Annotated in this window: 18 protein-coding genes and 1 pseudogene; 1 reads left to right on the top strand and 18 read right to left on the bottom strand. The window is 42.1% G+C overall.

Going from position 1 to position 17,953, the window contains the following annotated elements:
- Positions 1-124 precede the first annotated feature (124 nt).
- The 12 genes and pseudogenes from B9L23_RS19500 to B9L23_RS19555 all read right to left on the bottom strand — a co-directional run bounded on the left by B9L23_RS19500 (position 125) and on the right by B9L23_RS19555 (position 11,080).
- Complete coding sequence (locus tag B9L23_RS19500; RefSeq protein ID WP_015865406.1) at positions 125-1,411, bottom strand: adenylosuccinate synthase; 1,287 nt, start codon at positions 1,409-1,411, stop codon at positions 125-127.
- Between the two features lie 287 nt (positions 1,412-1,698).
- Positions 1,699-3,063, bottom strand: a complete 1,365-nt coding sequence (gene dnaB, locus B9L23_RS19505; protein WP_062679392.1) for a replicative DNA helicase — start codon at positions 3,061-3,063, stop codon at positions 1,699-1,701.
- A gap of 122 nt (positions 3,064-3,185) precedes the next feature.
- Positions 3,186-3,635 carry a 50S ribosomal protein L9 gene (gene rplI, locus B9L23_RS19510; protein ID WP_062679393.1) on the bottom strand — a complete coding sequence of 150 codons (450 nt, stop codon included), beginning with the start codon at positions 3,633-3,635 and terminating at the stop codon, positions 3,186-3,188.
- Positions 3,632-5,608, bottom strand: coding sequence for a DHH family phosphoesterase (locus B9L23_RS19515; RefSeq protein ID WP_081189414.1), 1,977 nt, complete (start codon positions 5,606-5,608; stop codon positions 3,632-3,634). The genes rplI and B9L23_RS19515 overlap by 4 nt, the downstream gene beginning before the upstream one ends.
- 47 nt (positions 5,609-5,655) lie before the next feature.
- Complete coding sequence (locus tag B9L23_RS19520) at positions 5,656-6,582, bottom strand: YybS family protein (protein ID WP_141103882.1); 927 nt, start codon at positions 6,580-6,582, stop codon at positions 5,656-5,658.
- 94 nt (positions 6,583-6,676) lie between these two features.
- Positions 6,677-6,916, bottom strand: coding sequence for a 30S ribosomal protein S18 (gene rpsR, locus B9L23_RS19525; protein WP_003253854.1), 240 nt, complete (start codon positions 6,914-6,916; stop codon positions 6,677-6,679).
- 54 nt (positions 6,917-6,970) lie between these two features.
- Positions 6,971-7,465 carry a single-stranded DNA-binding protein gene (gene ssb / locus B9L23_RS19530; protein WP_062754533.1) on the bottom strand — a complete coding sequence of 165 codons (495 nt, stop codon included), beginning with the start codon at positions 7,463-7,465 and terminating at the stop codon, positions 6,971-6,973.
- Positions 7,466-7,494: 29 nt separating this feature from the next.
- Entirely contained in the window at positions 7,495-7,782 is a 288-nt protein-coding gene (gene rpsF / locus B9L23_RS19535) for a 30S ribosomal protein S6 (RefSeq protein ID WP_015865412.1), read from the bottom strand.
- A gap of 104 nt (positions 7,783-7,886) precedes the next feature.
- Positions 7,887-8,987: a redox-regulated ATPase YchF gene (ychF, locus tag B9L23_RS19540; RefSeq protein WP_089098289.1), complete on the bottom strand. Its 1,101-nt coding sequence runs from the start codon at positions 8,985-8,987 to the stop codon at positions 7,887-7,889.
- A gap of 84 nt (positions 8,988-9,071) precedes the next feature.
- Positions 9,072-9,810, bottom strand: a pseudogene (locus B9L23_RS19545) (molybdopterin dinucleotide binding domain-containing protein); the annotation flags it as partial.
- A gap of 151 nt (positions 9,811-9,961) precedes the next feature.
- The gene (locus tag B9L23_RS19550; protein ID WP_015865414.1) at positions 9,962-10,159 is read right to left on the bottom strand and encodes a DUF951 domain-containing protein; all 198 of its coding nucleotides are present in this window, start codon (positions 10,157-10,159) and stop codon (positions 9,962-9,964) included.
- 21 nt (positions 10,160-10,180) lie between these two features.
- On the bottom strand, positions 10,181-11,080 hold the full coding sequence (locus B9L23_RS19555; protein ID WP_062754539.1) for a mechanosensitive ion channel family protein: 900 nt from the start codon (positions 11,078-11,080) through the stop codon (positions 10,181-10,183).
- A 148-nt stretch (positions 11,081-11,228) separates the two neighbouring features.
- Here B9L23_RS19555 and yyaC point away from each other — a divergent pair, with 148 nt between their 5' ends.
- Entirely contained in the window at positions 11,229-11,852 is a 624-nt protein-coding gene (gene yyaC / locus B9L23_RS19560; protein WP_041269771.1) for a spore protease YyaC, read from the top strand.
- Positions 11,853-11,904: 52 nt separating this feature from the next.
- Here the strand turns inward: yyaC and B9L23_RS19565 are convergent, their stop codons facing one another.
- From B9L23_RS19565 to mnmG, 6 genes are all read right to left on the bottom strand, one after another.
- Positions 11,905-12,606, bottom strand: a complete 702-nt coding sequence (locus tag B9L23_RS19565; protein WP_015865417.1) for a DUF554 domain-containing protein — start codon at positions 12,604-12,606, stop codon at positions 11,905-11,907.
- 59 nt (positions 12,607-12,665) lie between these two features.
- On the bottom strand, positions 12,666-13,523 hold the full coding sequence (locus B9L23_RS19570; RefSeq protein ID WP_015865418.1) for a ParB/RepB/Spo0J family partition protein: 858 nt from the start codon (positions 13,521-13,523) through the stop codon (positions 12,666-12,668).
- On the bottom strand, positions 13,516-14,277 hold the full coding sequence (locus B9L23_RS19575; protein WP_015865419.1) for a ParA family protein: 762 nt from the start codon (positions 14,275-14,277) through the stop codon (positions 13,516-13,518). The genes B9L23_RS19570 and B9L23_RS19575 overlap by 8 nt, the downstream gene beginning before the upstream one ends.
- Before the next feature lie 136 nt (positions 14,278-14,413).
- A complete protein-coding gene (noc, locus tag B9L23_RS19580) occupies positions 14,414-15,259 on the bottom strand; it encodes a nucleoid occlusion protein (protein WP_015865420.1) in 846 nt (281 codons plus the stop codon).
- A gap of 46 nt (positions 15,260-15,305) precedes the next feature.
- Positions 15,306-16,022, bottom strand: coding sequence for a 16S rRNA (guanine(527)-N(7))-methyltransferase RsmG (rsmG, locus tag B9L23_RS19585; protein WP_062679401.1), 717 nt, complete (start codon positions 16,020-16,022; stop codon positions 15,306-15,308).
- A gap of 22 nt (positions 16,023-16,044) precedes the next feature.
- Positions 16,045-17,934, bottom strand: coding sequence for a tRNA uridine-5-carboxymethylaminomethyl(34) synthesis enzyme MnmG (gene mnmG / locus B9L23_RS19590; protein ID WP_015865422.1), 1,890 nt, complete (start codon positions 17,932-17,934; stop codon positions 16,045-16,047).
- Between the last annotated feature and the right edge of the window lie 19 nt (positions 17,935-17,953).

Consider the following 17,953-nt stretch of genomic DNA (forward strand, 5'->3'; position numbering starts at 1 on the left):
TATTAATTTATCATGTTATCAAAATGAAATCACTCATAACCATTTGCCATTTAAAGAAGAAACAAAAAGAAAAGCATAGATACATTGCTGCATCTACGCTTTTATTATACATATTATAAATATTTCACGCATATACGCTGCGAACAACATTTGTTTGCGAACGATCTGGACCGACAGAGAAAATCGATAACGGAATGCCTGTTAATTGAGAAATGCGTTCTACATAATGGCGGGCGTTGACTGGCAGTTCGTCCAGACTTTTTACACCAGTAATATCTTCTGACCATCCTGGAAGTTCCTCATAAATTGGCTCACATTCCGCTAGCACTTTTAAGCTTGCCGGAAATTCTTCGATCACTTTTCCTTTATAGCGATAAGCAACACATATTTTTAACGTTTCAATACCAGTAAGAACGTCAATCGAGTTTAACGATAAATCTGTAATACCGCTAACCCGACGAGCATGGCGAACAACAACGCTATCAAACCAACCGACACGGCGTGGACGGCCTGTCGTTGTTCCATATTCACGGCCGACTTCGCGGATGCGGTCGCCAATTTCATCATGTAATTCTGTCGGGAATGGACCGTCGCCAACACGAGTCGTATACGCTTTTGCAACCCCGACGACATGTTTAATTTTCGTTGGTCCGACCCCAGCACCGATCGTCACGCCACCGGCGACTGGATTTGAGGAAGTAACAAATGGATAGGTTCCTTGATCAATATCAAGCATGACGCCTTGTGCGCCTTCAAAGAGAACACGGCGCCCTTCATCAAGCGCGTTATTTAACACTACAGACGTATCGCAAACATATTTGGCAATTTGTTGTCCATATTCGTAATATTCATCTAAAATATCTTCTAGCTTAAATCCTTCGACGCCGTATACTTTTTCAAAAAGGACATTTTTCTCTTGCAAATTACGAGCCAATTTTTCTTCAAATACTTCGCGATCTAACAAATCGACAATGCGGATGCCGACGCGCGCCGCCTTATCCATATACGCAGGTCCGATCCCTTTTTTTGTCGTGCCGATTTTGTTTGCGCCTTTCCGCTCTTCTTCGAGTTCATCCAGTTTTAAATGGTATGGCAAAATAACATGCGCACGATTGCTAATGCGTAAATTATCAGTTGAAATGCCGCGATCGTGCAAATATTTCAACTCCGCCACTAATGCTTTCGGGTCAACTACCATTCCATTTCCGATGACACAAATTTTATCTTTATAAAAAATTCCGGACGGAATTAAATGCAATTTATACTTCTCTCCATTAAAGACAATCGTATGCCCAGCATTGTTTCCGCCTTGGTATCTTGCAATGACTTCCGCATTTTCTGATAAAAAGTCAGTAATTTTCCCTTTTCCTTCATCGCCCCATTGCGTCCCGACAACGACGACTGACGACATGGCGAGCACCTCCACCTTTAACTCGATATAAACATTGTAAGTGTAGCAGTTTTTCAAGGGAAAGTCAATAAAACACGAACATTTATATATATTAATCATTTATTATTCGTGTATGAACCTCTCCTACCTTCATTCCATAAAGAGGTGGGAGTTTCTTACTACCTCCATCGAAAAAGCTTCCGCGTAGAAGAAAGGTGATCTCCTTCTACTCGAGCCTGCATCGGGAGGCTTCTCGTGAAAATGAAAAAATATAAGGTGCCTCTAAAAAAAGCGGCACCTGTTCTTCATTATGCTCCTGGCGGAATTTGCGCATCATCAAAACGGCGTTCCAAATTAACGAACTTGTTGTATTCTTTAATAAATGCAAGCTGTACGGTCCCGACTGGGCCGTTCCGCTGTTTGGCAATAATGATCTCAATAATATTTTTATTCTCCGAATCTTTATTGTAATAATCGTCGCGGTATAAAAAGGCGACAATATCCGCATCTTGCTCGATGCTTCCGGATTCACGGATATCGGACATCATCGGCCGCTTATCTTGGCGCTGCTCGACGCTTCGAGAAAGCTGGGATAAAGCGATCACCGGCACTTCTAATTCACGAGCCAACGCTTTTAAAGAACGGGAGATTTCCGAAACTTCTTGTTGGCGGTTTTCTCTATTTCTGCCACTTCCTTGAATGAGCTGCAAGTAGTCGATGACAACCATGCCAAGACCGCTTTCTTGCTTTAAGCGGCGGCATTTGGCGCGAATATCGCTAACACGGACGCTAGGCGTATCATCGATATAAATGCCGGCGTTCGACAAGCTTCCCATCGCCATCGTTAGCTTGCCCCAGTCTTCCGGCGTTAACCTCCCTGTCCGTAAATTTTGCGCGTTGATATTTCCTTCCGCGCACAACATCCGCATCACTAGTTGCTGGGCGCTCATTTCCAAACTAAAAATCGCGACGTTTTCATTCGTCTTTGTCGCTACGTTTTGCGCAATATTTAAAGCAAATGCCGTTTTCCCTACAGAAGGACGGGCCGCAACAATAATAAAATCGCTGCGCTGAAATCCCGATGTCATGCGGTCAAGCTCGGTAAATCCAGTCGGGATTCCCGTCACCTCGCCTTTTCGATTATGGAGCATTTCAATATTATCGTACGTCTGCACAAGGACATCTTTAATATTTTTAAATGCGCCTGAATGTTTGCGCTGTGAAATCTCCATGATTTTCTGTTCTGCTTCGTCAAGCAAAACATCTACTTCATCTTCTCTTGTGTAACCGTCTTGCGCAATCGACGTGGCGGTGCGAATCAAGCGGCGCAACACCGATTTTTCTTCCACGATGCGCGCGTAATATTCAACGTTTGCCGCCGTTGGTACAGCATCGGCCAGTTCGCTTAAATATGACACTCCGCCGACTTCTTCCAATTGCTGCGTATCGGCAAGCTCCGCCGTCACTGTGACTAAATCGACAGGCTCTCCTTTATCCGCAACGCGAAGCATCGCATGGAAAATTTTTTGATGGGAAGCACGATAAAAATCTTCCGGAATTAAAATTTCCGAAGCTAATGTTAAGGCGGAAGGATCAAGAAATATAGCACCTAACACAGCCTGTTCCGCCTCGATGCTTTGCGGAGGAATTCGTTCTGAAAATAGATCGTTCATGTGATTTCACCACCTTTTTCCCCCGTTTTTCCTGCCATAAGAAAAATGTGATTATATGAGGAAAACATCCTCATAAAATCACATTTTATTCTCATGTTACCGATATTGATGGGGAAACGAATTTACTTTTGTTCGGTCACATGTACTTTTAATGTTGCTGTGACTTCCGGATGAAGTTTTACAGGTACATTCGTATATCCTAATGAACGAATGGCATCGTCCAGTTCGATTTTACGCTTATCAATTTTAATTTGGTGCTGGGATTGAAGAGCTTCAGCAATTTGTTTGCTTGTAATCGATCCGAATAAACGACCGCCTTCCCCAGCTTTCGCGGACAATTCCACCGTTATTTGTTCTAGCTTTTCTTTTAATTGTTTTGCTTTTGCAAGCTCCTCTTCCGCTTGCCGTTGTTCTTTTCGTTTTTGCGCCTCTAGCGCTTTTATGTTTGCTGGTGTTGCTTCAATGGCAAGCCCTTGTTTAAAAAGGAAATTGTTTGCGTATCCGTCAGCGACGTTTTTAATTTCCCCTTTTTTTCCTTTTCCTTTTACATCTTTAAGAAAGATGACTTTCATGATTCCTTACCTCCTTCTAGATAATCATCAATTGCTGCTCGCAGGCGCTGTTCTGCTTCTTCTATCGTTATATCGGAAAGCTGTGTAGCAGCATTGGTTAAATGGCCGCCTCCTCCTAAGCTTTCCATAATGATTTGAACATTGATATCTCCTAAGGAGCGAGCACTAATGCCAATCGTTTGGTCCGTTCGCTTTGAGATAACAAACGAAGCAACGACTCCGCTTAATGTTAATAGCGTATCAGCCGCTTGGGCAATTAACACTTGATCATATGTTTCTGTTGGATCCCCTTTTGCAATGGCGATTCCTCTCGAATCGATAGACGCATTTTCAATAATTTTTGCCCGCTTTACATAATTTGTGATACTTTCTTTTAGCAATTTTTGCACTAAAACAGTGTCAGCGCCTTGAGCACGTAAATAAGAAGCAGCATCAAACGTCCGTGAACCTGTGCGAAGCGTAAAACTTTTCGTATCAACCACAATTCCTGCAAGAAGCGCCGTCGCCTCCAGCATCGACAGCTTCATCCGTTTTGGCTGGTATTCTAACAGTTCAGTCACCAGTTCAGAAGTGGAAGACGCATATGGTTCCATATAAACAAGAATCGGATCATTAATAAATTCTTCACCGCGACGATGATGGTCAATAACAACAATATGATCTGTACGGTATAATAATCTTTCTTCTACGACTAATGAAGGGCGGTGCGTATCAACAACAATAACCAACGTATCCTCTGTAACCAACTCAAGCCCTTGTTCTGGCTTAATAAATCTTGACCATAGCTCCGAATGCTTTTTCAATTCCTCAATTAAACGTTGTGCCCCAGAATTCGTTCGTGCCGTATCAATGACGATAAATCCCTCTTTTTGATTGGATTGTACTAACTTTAAAATTCCGATAGCAGCTCCAAGTGCGTCCATATCTGGGTATTTATGCCCCATAATCAGCACTTTGTCGCTTTCTGTAATCAATTCCCTAAGCGCATGAGAAATGACACGGGCACGAACCCTTGTACGTTTCTCCATTGGATTGGTCTTTCCACCATAAAACTTCACTTTCCCGTTGCCTTGTTTAATGGCAACCTGGTCGCCGCCGCGGCCTAGCGCTAAATCTAAACCGGATTGTGCCAACAATCCCAATTCCGGAAGCGATGATACACCAGTGCCAATCCCAATACTTAACGTTAACTGGACATTATATTTCATCGTCTGTTCACGGACTTCGTCTAAAATGGAAAACTTGCTTTTTTCCAATTGCTTGAGAATATGCTCATTCAAGACAGCGATAAACCGCTCGGACGACGTCCGTTTTAAAAATAGCCCATAATCATTCGCCCATTTGTTCAAAATGGACGTCACATGGCTATTCATCTGGCTTTTCGCCTGGTCATCCATTCCTTGTGTAATTTCATCATAATTATCAAGGAAAATAATGGCCAATACTAATCGTTCTGCCTCATATTGTTTTTGTAATTCTACCTGCTCCGTCACATCGAAAAAGTAAAGAAGCCTTTCCTCGCGTCTTATAATGACTTTAAATTGCCTTCCATGAATGTTAATGATTTCTTCATTTATTTGCTCCTGCTTCAATAAAGCGACTAATGGATCAGAAAGATCATATAACGAACGGCCTATTAACGTCTGCTCTTTAAAGCAAGAAGCTAAAAATTGATTCGCCCATTCTACCTCATAGTCATCATTAATCAACATGATTCCAATGGGCATTTCCATTAATGCTTCTTCGCCAACTTTTTTAATTCGATACGACAAGTTGGAAATATATTGCTCAAGCTCTGCATATAATGACCGTTGTGAATGGATCACGTAATAAAGTACAAAACCAAGGAGCAAAAAGCTAACTATCCCTAATATCCATTGAAAATAAAACAAAAACGCTGCAAAAACAACCGATAATGCAATAAAAGCGTATAAGGGATAGCGATACGCTTTCCTTTCATAAAAATGAGACATTCAAAAGTCAGCTCCTACATAGAAAAATAATCTGCCTTATTCAATTATCATATGCGTTTTCGCAAATCAAATCCTAAATCAATTATACCTAATATCGCGATAAGATAAAGTAAAAAAGGCAGGAATAAGCATAGGATCGTTCCACCGATCACGATTCCTTTCGGTACATTCTTTTTATTGGCAGCATAATACAAGAAAGAAAACCCTTGAACAATAAAAAGCAGCTGTAATAAATAATATACGTTTAAAACGGCAAGATAGGCAAATGTTCCTTTTTCTAACGGAATGAATGAAATAACAAGCACGAGCAAATAGCACCATAATAAGCTTTTTGGTAATGTAAAATCACGAAACGGAGGCCACGTGCCGACTGGCAGCTTTAATCGTTTTAAAATTGGGATAGAGACGGCCATTGTTGCGTAGGCAAGCAAGAAAGCAGCGATGACAAACAACGTCGGGGTTACGTATTTTATAAGTTCCAATCCTTGTTCAAATTGTTCCTGTAATTGTTTTGTCGGCGTTTGCCCCATTCCTTTCATAATTTGCATCGCGGTCTCAAATGATTGGCGAAATGCTGAGAGCGTTTCCTGAATGATATCCATCTGCAAAAATTTTACGGAGATGACATAATCGATGACTATGTTCATAAGAAATATAAGCGCGCTCGTCAGTAAAATCATATAACGGCTTTTATTTTTGGCAAGCATTCCCCCAATCGCAATCCCTGCTGTTCCAAACATCAATGCAACCGGCAAGGAAAGAAGCGAACCAATCAGCGTAGAAATAATAAGCGAAGCCACAAGCAAAAGAAGTGCATATGCATAACTGTGCCTCATCGTAAAAATCATAAACGGCAGCGATAAAAATAATATAGCAATCATCCCTAACAGCGGTACATATAGGGAAACTAAAAATAAAACGGCAAACAGAGCAAGCTGAATCGCCGCCTCCGTAATGATGTGCGTTTTTCGCAATTTTCCATTCTCCCTCCTTACGTCCATCGTATCACAATGACGGAGAAATAAATAGAAAAAGCAGTAAGGATTTCCCCCTTACTGCTTTCGTATTTTATTCGTCTGCTACGTATGGCAATAATGCCATTTGACGAGCGCGTTTAATAGCAACCGTCAATTTACGTTGATATTTCGCGCTTGTGCCAGTAACACGGCGAGGTAAAATTTTGCCGCGCTCCGAAATGAATTTCTTTAACAAGTCTACATCTTTATAGTCGATATGTGTAATTCCGTTCGCTGTGAAATAGCATACTTTCCGGCGTTTTGCGCGTCCGCCTTTACGTCCTGCCATCATATATCCTCCTTTCTCCTTTATCTTTATCCGATCAAGGCGCCTTTTGCTTTTTGATTAAAACGGTAGGTCATCATCCGAAATATCGATCGTTTGACCATCGTTTGCAAAAGGATCTTCATCTATGCGACTAAAATCTTTTTCGTTTGGATTGCGATGGTTCTGATCTGGTCCAAATGGGAATGGCTCCCCATAGTAGCCGCCTGCTGCCACTCCACGCTGTTCTGCGCTACTTTTCGGCTCAAGAAATTGGACGCTATCAGCAACCACTTCCGTCACATATACACGTCTTCCATCTTGACCTTCATAGCTGCGGGTTTGTAAACGACCGTCTACTCCGGCTAAACTTCCCTTTTTTAAGAAATTCGCGACATTTTCGGCTTGACGACGCCAAACAACGCAGTTAATAAAATCCGCTTCACGTTCACCTTGCTGGTTTGTAAACGGACGATTGACAGCAAGCGTAAACGTGGCAACAGCCACCCCACTTGGAGTATAGCGTAATTCCGGATCTCTCGTTAACCTTCCTACAAGAATTACGCGATTAATCATCAGAACCACCTCTTAATGTTTAAAAAAAATTATTTTTCTTCTTTTACGACAATATGACGGATAATATCGTCGCTGATTCTTGCTAAACGGTCAAACTCTTGCACCGCTTTTGGCTCAGAGACGACATTCAAAATCATGTAATGACCGTCACGGTATTTTTTAATTTCATATGCTAAGCGGCGTTTGCCCCAATCCGTCACATTTGTAATTTCCGCACCATTTTCTTTTAAAATATTATTGAAACGATCCACTACTGCTTGTCTCGCTTCATCGTCTAAATTTGGGCGGATAATGTACATGATTTCGTACTTTCTCACGCTAGTCACCTCCTTTTGGTCTAAACGGCCCTTTTGATAAGGGCAAGGAGTAAAAGATTACTCACATTTTTTGATTATATCATGCTAGAAAACGATAAGCAATATTAAACATTGAAGCGGAAATAAATAATATCGCCATCTTGTACTTCATAATCTTTTCCTTCCAACCGGATTTTTCCTGCCTCGCGTGCTGCCGCCATCGACCCAGCTGCGATTAAATCCTCGTAAGAAACCGTTTCCGCACGAATAAATCCCCGTTCAAAATCGGAGTGAATAATTCCCGCGCACTCTGGCGCTTTCATCCCTCGGCGGAACGTCCATGCGCGCACTTCTTGTTCCCCTGCAGTGAAGAACGTTGCCAATCCAAGCAAGTTATATGATGCACGAATTAATTGATCTAGACCCGATTGTTGAATGCCAAGTTCTTGTAAAAACAACTCTTTTTCCTCATCATCCAATTGAGCGATTTCTTCTTCAATTTTCGCGCAAACAACGATCACTTCAGCATTGTCGCTTTTCGCAAATTCGCAAACTTGTTTGACGAACGGGTTGGCATCTGGATTAGCGACATCCTCTTCACCGACATTAGCAACATATAACATCGGTTTGATCGTTAATAGGTGAAGCTGCTTGACTACTTTCATTTCTTCCTCTGTAAATGAAAGCGTACGCGCTGGTTTTCCTGCTTCGAACGTTTCTTTCAGGCGCACCAGAATATCATATTCAAAAACGGCGTCTTTATCTTTTTGTTTCGCTATTTTGCCGACGCGGTCTATGCGTTTATCGACCGTTTCTAAGTCGGCGAAAATTAGCTCTAAATTAATCGTTTCAATATCCGCAAGCGGATCGACTCTTCCCGCTACATGGGTGATATTTTCATCCGTAAAACAACGAACGACTTGACAAATGGCGTCGACTTGGCGAATGTGCGATAAAAATTTATTCCCAAGCCCCTCTCCTTTACTTGCCCCTTTGACAATTCCGGCAATATCGGTAAATTCAAACACAGTCGGTACCGTACGTTGCGGTTTGAACATTTCCGTCAACACTTTCAACCGCTCATCCGGCACTTCAACAATACCAACGTTTGGTTCAATTGTACAGAAAGGATAATTAGCAGATTCTGCTCCCGCTTTTGTAATCGCATTAAATAGCGTCGACTTTCCGACGTTCGGCAAACCGACGATTCCTGCTGTTAATCCCATAATTTTTCCACTCCTCTTTTCCGTTCACATCTTTCCTCATTATAGTGAGTCCAAAAGAAAATGACAAGCGCATTCGTAAGCTAGTCATTTCTTTAGTTTTTCAATATTCACTAAGCAGTCGTATAATGTGCTTCCGCATCCGTTATCAGATTCGCGGTCCGATGTTAATACATTGACAGCACCGCCAAACTTCACCCATTGCCCCTCATCGATATTGATCTCGCAAGAATTTTTACCGTTCCAATTAATTCGCCTCGGTCGTTAAACACTCTTGCTTTATCTCCTTCCGCCAATCCTCTCTCCTTGGCCACATCTTTTGATACTTCAATTTTGATCGATTGAATGGATTCAACAAGATGGTAATGTTGCGAATGGTTGGAGCGAAGCGGATGAATGGTTAATAAACGATACGCTCTGGAAGCGCAAGCGCGGCAATATCAAAACATTGTCCGACTTGTAGATTGCCGAAGTTCGCCCCGCCCCCCGGAATGCCAACATTGCCGCTTATCGCTACAAGCGCGTCAATCCAGCGAATCGTATTGCCGCCATTGGCATATCGCTGCATGCCAAGCCCTAAATATGTCGCAGTTGGACGCTCTCCGTAAATAACAGCTAATTGCGTCATCACGTTGCGGTCTACTTCCGTGAGACGCTCAATTTTTTCCATCGTTATACTTTCCAGTACCGCCTCGACATCGGCAAACCCAGCGGTATGCTGTTCAATAAACGCGCGGTCTTCCAAACCTAAGCGCAGCATTTCTTTTATAATTCCCATCGCCAAAAACGCGTCCATCCCCGGTTTGACCGATATATACATGTCGGATGTGTTTCATCTCCGTCTACTTTTGTTGCTTTTCCGTTTTGAATCATTACTTTTAATCCGCACACATCCTAACAATTTAACGGGCACGATGTGACGCGTATCTCTTCCATAACTCTCCTCTCCTTTTCGTTATAGAAAGAGCATGAGGTCGTTACTCCTCATGCTTGACTAACACTTTTTTCATCTTTCGTACAAATTCTTTTCGCGGAAGCAGCACGCTATGGGCGCAACCTTCGCATTTGATGCGAATATCGGCGCCTAAACGAATCACTTTCCAGCGGTTTGTTCCGCACGGATGCGGCTTTTTCATTTCCACGATATCGTATAATCCAAACTCTTTATTTTCCATTGGCTCACCCCCGTCTTTTGCTTAGGCGTTTCCCTTTGCTTGCTGAGCAGATTGTTTTTCTTGTTCATTGCGATCATGAAGAACAAGGCGTGGATATGGGATTTTAATTCCTTTTTCATCTAAATGCATTTTTACTTCTTTGCGAATCGCTCTTGCTACGGAAACGTGGCGCATTGGTTTCGTTTCACAAGTAATACGCATGACCACTTCAGAATTCGTTAAATTTTGAACGCCTAACAACTCAGGCGGGGCAACCATATCTTCATATTTTGCCGGCAATTGCGGCAGAAGTTCGAGAATCGCTTCCTCTACCTTTTCAATGTCCTCTTCATAAGCGATGTTGACATCCACTACCGCAATGCTATTATTCAAAGAATAATTCGTCACTTGCGCAATACTTCCATTTGGCAGAATATGAACTTCCCCTGTCCAACTTCTAATTTTGGTTACCCTTAGGCCAATTGCCTCAACATATCCTTCAAAATTACCTATTCGTACATAATCCCCAACCGCAAACTGATCCTCAAAAATAATAAAAAATCCGGTAATGACATCTTTCACTAAGCTTTGCGCGCCAAAACCGACAGCAAGTCCAACAATACCAGCACCTGCCAAAATTGCTTTTACTTCCACGCCAAACGTATCTAAAATCATAATCAGCGCAATAAAATATAGTACGTACGTAATCACATTATCAAGAAGCCGCAACAACGTTGCTTCCCGCCGCTCCGAAATGCGGATTGGAGCTTTTTGCCGCATTTTAAAAATATTATGGATCGCAACTTTTAAAACCTTCGTCACAATCATGCATAATACTAAAATAATAATGATTTTGAGCGTTCCTGCCCCTAATTTCACCCAAAAATCTTCATTTGCGGCAAATCCAAATAAAGGGTCTAAAATCTTTTTCACTGTATCCAATGTTGTTCACACCTCTGCATCATTTTACGCTTTGCATCAACTATTTTAACAAGATTACAAATCAATTTGTAGCAATAAACATAATGTATATAATTTTCGTTTTTTCCGTATACTGTTAATACTTTGATGACAATTAGGAGTGGGTATGATGAGTATACCATCTATTTTTTTCTCATCCAAAGATGATAGAGAGCGTATTTTTCATGATGAACAAGGAGCTTCTACATTAATAGCGCTGCGGCTTATTTCACTGCTTCCTTCCCCTTTATCGCAGCCTGCCGCTATTGTTTGTATCGGTACGGATCGCTCTACCGGCGATTCGCTCGGGCCGCTTGTTGGTACGATGCTAAAAGAAAAGCACCTTTCTCACTTCCATGTATATGGGACATTGGAAGAGCCGATCCATGCCGTAAACCTAGAAGAAAAAATCACCGCGATTCGTTCAATTCATGACGACGTATTCATGATTGCAATTGACGCTTGCTTAGGACGGCTCAAAAGCGTTGGCGCCATTACGATCGCAAAAGGGCCGGTACGGCCAGGCGCCGGGGTGAATAAACAGCTTCCACCTGTCGGTGATCTTCATATTACCGGAGTAGTGAACGTTAGCGGATTTATGGAATTTTTCGTTTTGCAAAATACTCGTCTTCATCTTGTGATGAACATGGCAAAAACGATCGCCAACGGCATTTATGAGGCGGATCGAAAATTAAGCCGAAAGGAATTTTGGACGAATACAACCATCGTCAAAGACTCCCAACAGCCATTCTAATCATAAAAAATCCCTTCTTTGTTGCGATGAACAAGAAGGGGGTTCTTTGTTTTTAAAAAAAATGAAGAACGGAAACCGCGAAAGCAGTTACTATAATGCTAGGCAGCAAATTCGCTACACGTATGTTCGTAATACCAAGCATATTTAAACCAATCGCCATAATTAAAATTCCTCCTGTTGCCGTCGATTCAGTAATGAACGAATCGACAATTTCTTTTGGCACCCATCGCTCAATTTGCGTCGCAAGCAGCGCGATTCCTCCTTCATACATCATGACAGGAATCGCCGAAAAAATAACGCCAATACCGAGTGTTGTTGTTAAAATAATACTCGTGAAGCCATCTAAAATCGATTTTGTATACAAGACGCGATGGTCGCCGCGCAATCCACTATCAAGCGCGCCAACAATCGCCATTGCTCCAATGACAAATAATAATGTGGCGCTGACAAATCCTTTTGCGATATTTCCTTCTTGGTCCCCTCCTACTTTTTTCTCGACCCATTCACCGAGCTGATTTAGTTTTTGGTCCCAATCCCATATTTCTCCTAACACTCCGCCAAAAACAAGACTAAAAATGACAATGAGAAATTGTTCGCTTTTCATCCCCATTTGAATTCCTAGCAACGCTACGGCAAGCCCGATTCCTCCCATCACCGTTGCTTTTAATCGTTCCGGGATATGTTGGAATAATTTCCCTAGTAATGACCCGACCACAATACAAATTCCATTTACAATCGTCCCTAATAGTACCACGATGCGTTTCCTCCTGTTCATTACCATAAAAAAATAAACCACCAAAGATGATGGCCTACTTATTCATCCAATCGCACATCTAACAATTCTAGTATTCTTTCTAAATCTTCAGAAGAGAAAAATTCAATCTCAATTTTTCCTTTTTTTCGAGTTTGTTTAATCGTTACATTCGTTCCAAATTTTTCTCTTAATAAAGATTCACTTTCCTTCAGAAAAACGCTTTTTTCCACCGGTTTTCGCTTTGGTGTTTCACGTGAAACATTTTTATTCATTTCTTGAATGAGCTTTTCTAGTTGGCGGACGTTTAACTGCTCGCGAATAATACGGTCAACAACGAATTTCATCTTATTTTTGTGCTTCAGCCCTAACAGCGCACGGCCATGCCCCATCGAAAGCGTTCCATCTACAAGCATCTTTTGTACGTCCTTTGGCAACGACAATAAACGAAGATGATTGGCGATATGAGGGCGGCTTTTTCCTACGCGGCTGGCAATCTCTTCTTGTGTAAGCTGCAGCTTTTCCATTAACATTTTATAAGCCATTGCCTCTTCAATCGGATTTAAATCTTCACGCTGCAAATTTTCCAACAGAGCCAGTTCCATCATTTGCTCATCTGTCAATTCACGCACGACAACCGGAACGGTTTTTAAATTCGCTTCTTTTGCGGCGCGATAACGCCGTTCCCCAACGACAATTTCAAACCCTTTTATACTTTTCCGCACGATCAATGGCTGCAAAATCCCGTGCTGCAAAATCGACTGCTTTAATTCTTCAATCGCTTCCTGATGAAACACTTTCCTCGGCTGATAAGGGTTTGGGTGAAGTTCGCGGATATCCACTTCTTTTATTGTTTCTTCTTCCTTTAACGTCAAATTGGAAAACAACGCATCAATTCCTTTGCCAAGACCTTTAGCCACGCTCTAACACCTCCTTCGCCAATTCTAAATATACTTCCGCGCCCCGTGATTTGACATCGTACAAAATAATTGGTTTTCCATGGCTCGGCGCTTCACTTAACCGGACGTTTCGCGGGATGATCGTGTTATATACTTTTTCGCGGAAATATTTTTTTACTTCTTGAATAACTTGAATACCTAAATTCGTACGGGCATCCAGCATCGTTAACAAAACGCCTTCAAGCCGTAAATCATGATTTAAATGTTTTTGTACAAGCCGAATCGTATTTAAAAGCTGACTAAGTCCTTCAAGCGCATAATATTCACATTGAACAGGAATAAGAACGGAATTGGCTGCCGTTAACGCGTTTAGCGTTAATAATCCCAATGAAGGAGGGCAGTCGATAATAATAAAGTCATATGCTTCCCGCAACGGATCGAGCGCATTTTTTAAACGAATTTCACGCGAAATAACCGATACGAGCTCAATTTCCGCCCCTGCTAATTGAATGGTTGCCGGGATAATATGTAAGTTTTCAATATTGGTTGGTCTTATCACATCTTTCGCTTTTAAATCCCCAATAATAACGTTATAAATACACTCATCGACGTCTCCTTTTTCAATTCCGATTCCGCTCGTCGCATTTCCTTGCGGGTCAATATCCACAAGTAATACTTTTTTTCCAATATGCGCTAAACAAGCTGCTAAATTAACCGCTGTCGTCGTCTTTCCGACTCCGCCTTTTTGATTTGCGATTGCAATTACTTTGCCCACGATGCCACCTACCTCTAATTCTTACTCATATTGTTTATTTTAACATGAAACAAATAAAATGGACTTGTTTTCTATTTATAGAAAGAAAAAAACCCCATCAAAGATAACTTGATGAGGCAAAACATTCTTCGGTTCATTACTTTTTCGGAATGCGAATCGTAATTTGATAATAGTCTTCAAATTCTTCTTCTTCTGAATCAACAGCAACGCCGCTGTTTGCCACCATGGTGAGCGACTGCCGGATGGTGTTGACGGCGATGCGCATATCTTTACTAAATGCTTTTCGTTTTGGTTTCGGTTTCGGATTCGCCGCTTCTAGCATTTTCAATACACGATCTTCCGTTTGTTTCACGTTTAATTGCTTATCAATGATTTCTTGCAACAATTTTAATTGCTTTTCTTTATCTTTTAAGACGATTAATGCGCGTGCATGACGTTCCGTAATGGTTCGATGCAACAAAGCTTCCTGCACTTCTTGCGGCAGCTTCAGCAGACGCAGTTTATTTGCGATCGTCGATTGTCCTTTTCCAAGCCGTTGCGCTAACGCCTCTTGTGTCAAATTATGTAGCTCTAATAGCTTCGCATACGCCATCGCTTCCTCAATCGGCGTCAACTCTTCACGCTGCAAATTCTCAATTAACGCTACTGAAGCGGTTTCTTTGTCATTTAGATTTTTAATAATCGCTGGAATTTCCGACCAACCGAGCTTTTGAACGGCGCGCCATCTTCGTTCTCCCGCAATAATTTCAAACTTTCCATCCTCGCACTCGCGGACAACAATCGGCTGGATAATGCCATGCGTATGGATCGTTAATGCAAGTTCTTCAATTTTTTCTTCGTCAAAAATCGTCCGTGGCTGAAAGCGGTTTGGAACAATTTTAGAAACCGGAATTTTTCTTACTTCTTCTTTTTCTTGTTTTTCCATCGTCTCTTCCTGTTCCTTTTCTCCAAAGCTAAAGAAGCGAGAGAAAGGATGCTTCATTCCCCTTACACCACCTTTAAAAACTCTCCCCTAGATTGTAAAAAATTCATTGAATTGGTTGCTTATTTGGCATTCCCGGTTTGCGAGGATATTTGTTTGGCGTATTTCTCACTTTTTGAATAAAAATAATCGTTCGTTCACTTTGTTCTATCGGCAGCATAAACCGCTCGATCGCGGAAATTTCCCCGCCAAGCACATCAATCGCTTTTTTCCCTTGTTCCAATTCTTCCTGTGCCGAGGCGGCTTTCATGGCGATAAAGGTGCCATTCACTTTGACAAGCGGAAGACACAACTCGCTTAATACGGACATTCGCGCCACTGCCCTTGCAGTGACAATATCAAATGATTCGCGGAATTCTTTTTTTCTTCCAAACGTTTCGGCCCGATCGTGATAAAAGGCGACATCGGTTAATCCTAACTCGGCTGCTAAATGCTCGAGAAAGGCGATGCGCTTTTGCAATGAATCGACAATCGACAATTTCAGATGCGGAAAACAAATTTTTAACGGAACACTTGGAAATCCTGCACCTGCGCCTACATCGCAAATGGATAATGATTGGGAAAAATCATAGTAAAAAGCCGGAGAAAGAGAATCAAAAAAATGTTTTAAATACACGCTGGGCTTGTCCGTGATGGCAGTTAAATTCATCTTTTCATTCCATTCCATTAACAACTCATAATACCGCTCAAATTGTGCCAATGCTTGAGAAGAGAGAGAAATCCCTTTCTCCTCAAGCATGGTATGAAACTGTGCTGTATCCATACTCCAATCCTTTCCCTAATTTTTATTCATTCGACACTCGTGCGATTCTTCCTTGTTCTAAATACACTAATAATATCGAAATATCGGCAGGATTTACCCCTGAGATGCGCGAAGCTTGTGCAATCGACAATGGTCGGACTTGTTTTAGTTTTTGCCGCGCTTCTGTTGCTAAGCCGTGAATGGCATCATAATCGATATCTTCTGGAATCTTTTTATTCTCCATTTTTTTGAGTCGTTCGACTTGTTGCAACGATTTTTGAATATATCCTTCGTATTTAATTTGAATTTCTACTTGTTCCGCCACTTCCGGTGAAATTTCTTCTTCCGCCGGAGCAAGCTGTTTAATATGTTCATATGTCATTTCCGGACGACGCAACAAGTCCGCGGCGCGAATGCCGTCTTTTAGCTCGCTTCCTCCTGCTTGGCGAATCACATCTTGTACTTCTTTAGTTGGTTTGATGATATAGGACTTTAGCCGTTTTTTCTCTCTTTCGATCGCTTCTTTTTTCGCCAAAAATTTTTGATAACGTTCCTCAGAAATAAGGCCGATTTTATACCCAAGTTCGGTCAGACGCAAATCAGCATTGTCATGGCGAAGAAGCAAGCGATATTCCGCACGGGATGTCAACAATCGATATGGTTCATTCGTTCCCTTTGTGACAAGATCGTCAATCAACACGCCAATATAAGCATCCGAACGACTTAAAATAATTTCTTCTTTTCCAAACGCCCGATGCGCTGCGTTAATGCCAGCGATAATTCCTTGTCCCGCCGCTTCCTCATATCCGGACGTTCCGTTAATTTGTCCAGCTGTATACAAGTTTTTCACTAGTTTTGTTTCCAACGTTGGCCACAATTGAGTTGGAACGATTGCGTCATATTCAATCGCATAGCCCGCCCGCATTAATTGCGCCTTTTCAAGACCAGGAATCGTCGTAAGCAGCTGCCGTTGAATATGCTCCGGCAAGCTTGTCGACAATCCTTGCACATATACTTCTTCCGTTTCGCGTCCTTCTGGTTCTAAAAAGATTTGGTGGCGCGGTTTATCATGGAAACGCACGATTTTATCTTCAATCGATGGGCAATAACGCGGACCCGTTCCTTTGATCATTCCGGAATACATTGGCGATAAATGTAAGTTTTCGTCGATAATCCGATGTGTCTCTGGCGTTGTATACGTAAGCCAGCATGGCAATTGGTCGGTAATATATTCCGTCGTTTCATACGAAAATGCCCGCGGAACATCGTCACCTGGCTGAATTTCCGTTTTGCTATAATCAATCGTGCGGCTGTTGACGCGCGGCGGTGTTCCTGTTTTAAAGCGGACAAGCTCAAAACCAAGCTCTTCTAAATGCTCGGACAACTTAATCGATGGCTGTTGATTGTTCGGTCCGCTGGAATACTTAATGTCTCCAATAATAATTTCTCCGCGCAAAAATGTCCCTGTCGTAATAACAACCGTTTTTGCATAATAATGTGCTCCCGTCTGGGTAACAACCCCTTTGCACACGCCGTCTTCCACGATCAAACGTTCCACTTTTCCTTGCAATAATGTAAGATTTTCTTGATTTTCAAGCGTTTTTTTCATTTCGCGTTGATATAACACTTTGTCTGCTTGCGCCCGCAATGCCCGCACCGCTGGACCTTTTCCAGTGTTGAGCATCCGCATTTGGATGTACGTTTTATCAATATTTTTTGCCATTTCCCCGCCTAACGCATCAATTTCACGAACAACAATTCCTTTTGCTGGACCGCCGATCGATGGATTGCATGGCATAAATGCGATCATATCAAGGTTTAATGTAATCACTAACGTTTTCGCACCAATGCGCGCTGCCGCTAACGCCGCTTCGCATCCAGCATGGCCGGCGCCAACGACAATGACGTCATATGAACCTCCATGATAATCCATACAGCTTACGTACCTCCTT

The organism is Parageobacillus galactosidasius (assembly GCF_002217735.1).
GTDB lineage: Bacteria > Bacillota > Bacilli > Bacillales > Anoxybacillaceae > Parageobacillus_B > Parageobacillus_B toebii.

Bases quoted from the DNA above. Each gene is read 5' to 3' on its own strand.
- B9L23_RS19500 (WP_015865406.1), bottom strand. From the start codon at position 1,411: ATGTCGTCAGTCGTCGTTGTCGGGACGCAATGGGGCGATGAAGGAAAA.
- dnaB (WP_062679392.1), bottom strand. From the start codon at position 3,063: ATGAACGATCTATTTTCAGAACGAATTCCTCCGCAAAGCATCGAGGCG.
- rplI (WP_062679393.1), bottom strand. From the start codon at position 3,635: ATGAAAGTCATCTTTCTTAAAGATGTAAAAGGAAAAGGAAAAAAAGGG.
- B9L23_RS19515 (WP_081189414.1), bottom strand. From the start codon at position 5,608: ATGTCTCATTTTTATGAAAGGAAAGCGTATCGCTATCCCTTATACGCT.
- rpsR (WP_003253854.1), bottom strand. From the start codon at position 6,916: ATGATGGCAGGACGTAAAGGCGGACGCGCAAAACGCCGGAAAGTATGC.
- ssb (WP_062754533.1), bottom strand. From the start codon at position 7,465: ATGATTAATCGCGTAATTCTTGTAGGAAGGTTAACGAGAGATCCGGAA.
- ychF (WP_089098289.1), bottom strand. From the start codon at position 8,987: ATGGGATTAACAGCAGGAATCGTCGGTTTGCCGAACGTCGGAAAGTCG.
- B9L23_RS19550 (WP_015865414.1), bottom strand. From the start codon at position 10,159: ATGGAAAATAAAGAGTTTGGATTATACGATATCGTGGAAATGAAAAAG.
- yyaC (WP_041269771.1), top strand. From the start codon at position 11,229: ATGAGTATACCATCTATTTTTTTCTCATCCAAAGATGATAGAGAGCGT.
- noc (WP_015865420.1), bottom strand. From the start codon at position 15,259: ATGAAGCATCCTTTCTCTCGCTTCTTTAGCTTTGGAGAAAAGGAACAG.
- rsmG (WP_062679401.1), bottom strand. From the start codon at position 16,022: ATGGATACAGCACAGTTTCATACCATGCTTGAGGAGAAAGGGATTTCT.
- mnmG (WP_015865422.1), bottom strand. From the start codon at position 17,934: ATGGATTATCATGGAGGTTCATATGACGTCATTGTCGTTGGCGCCGGC.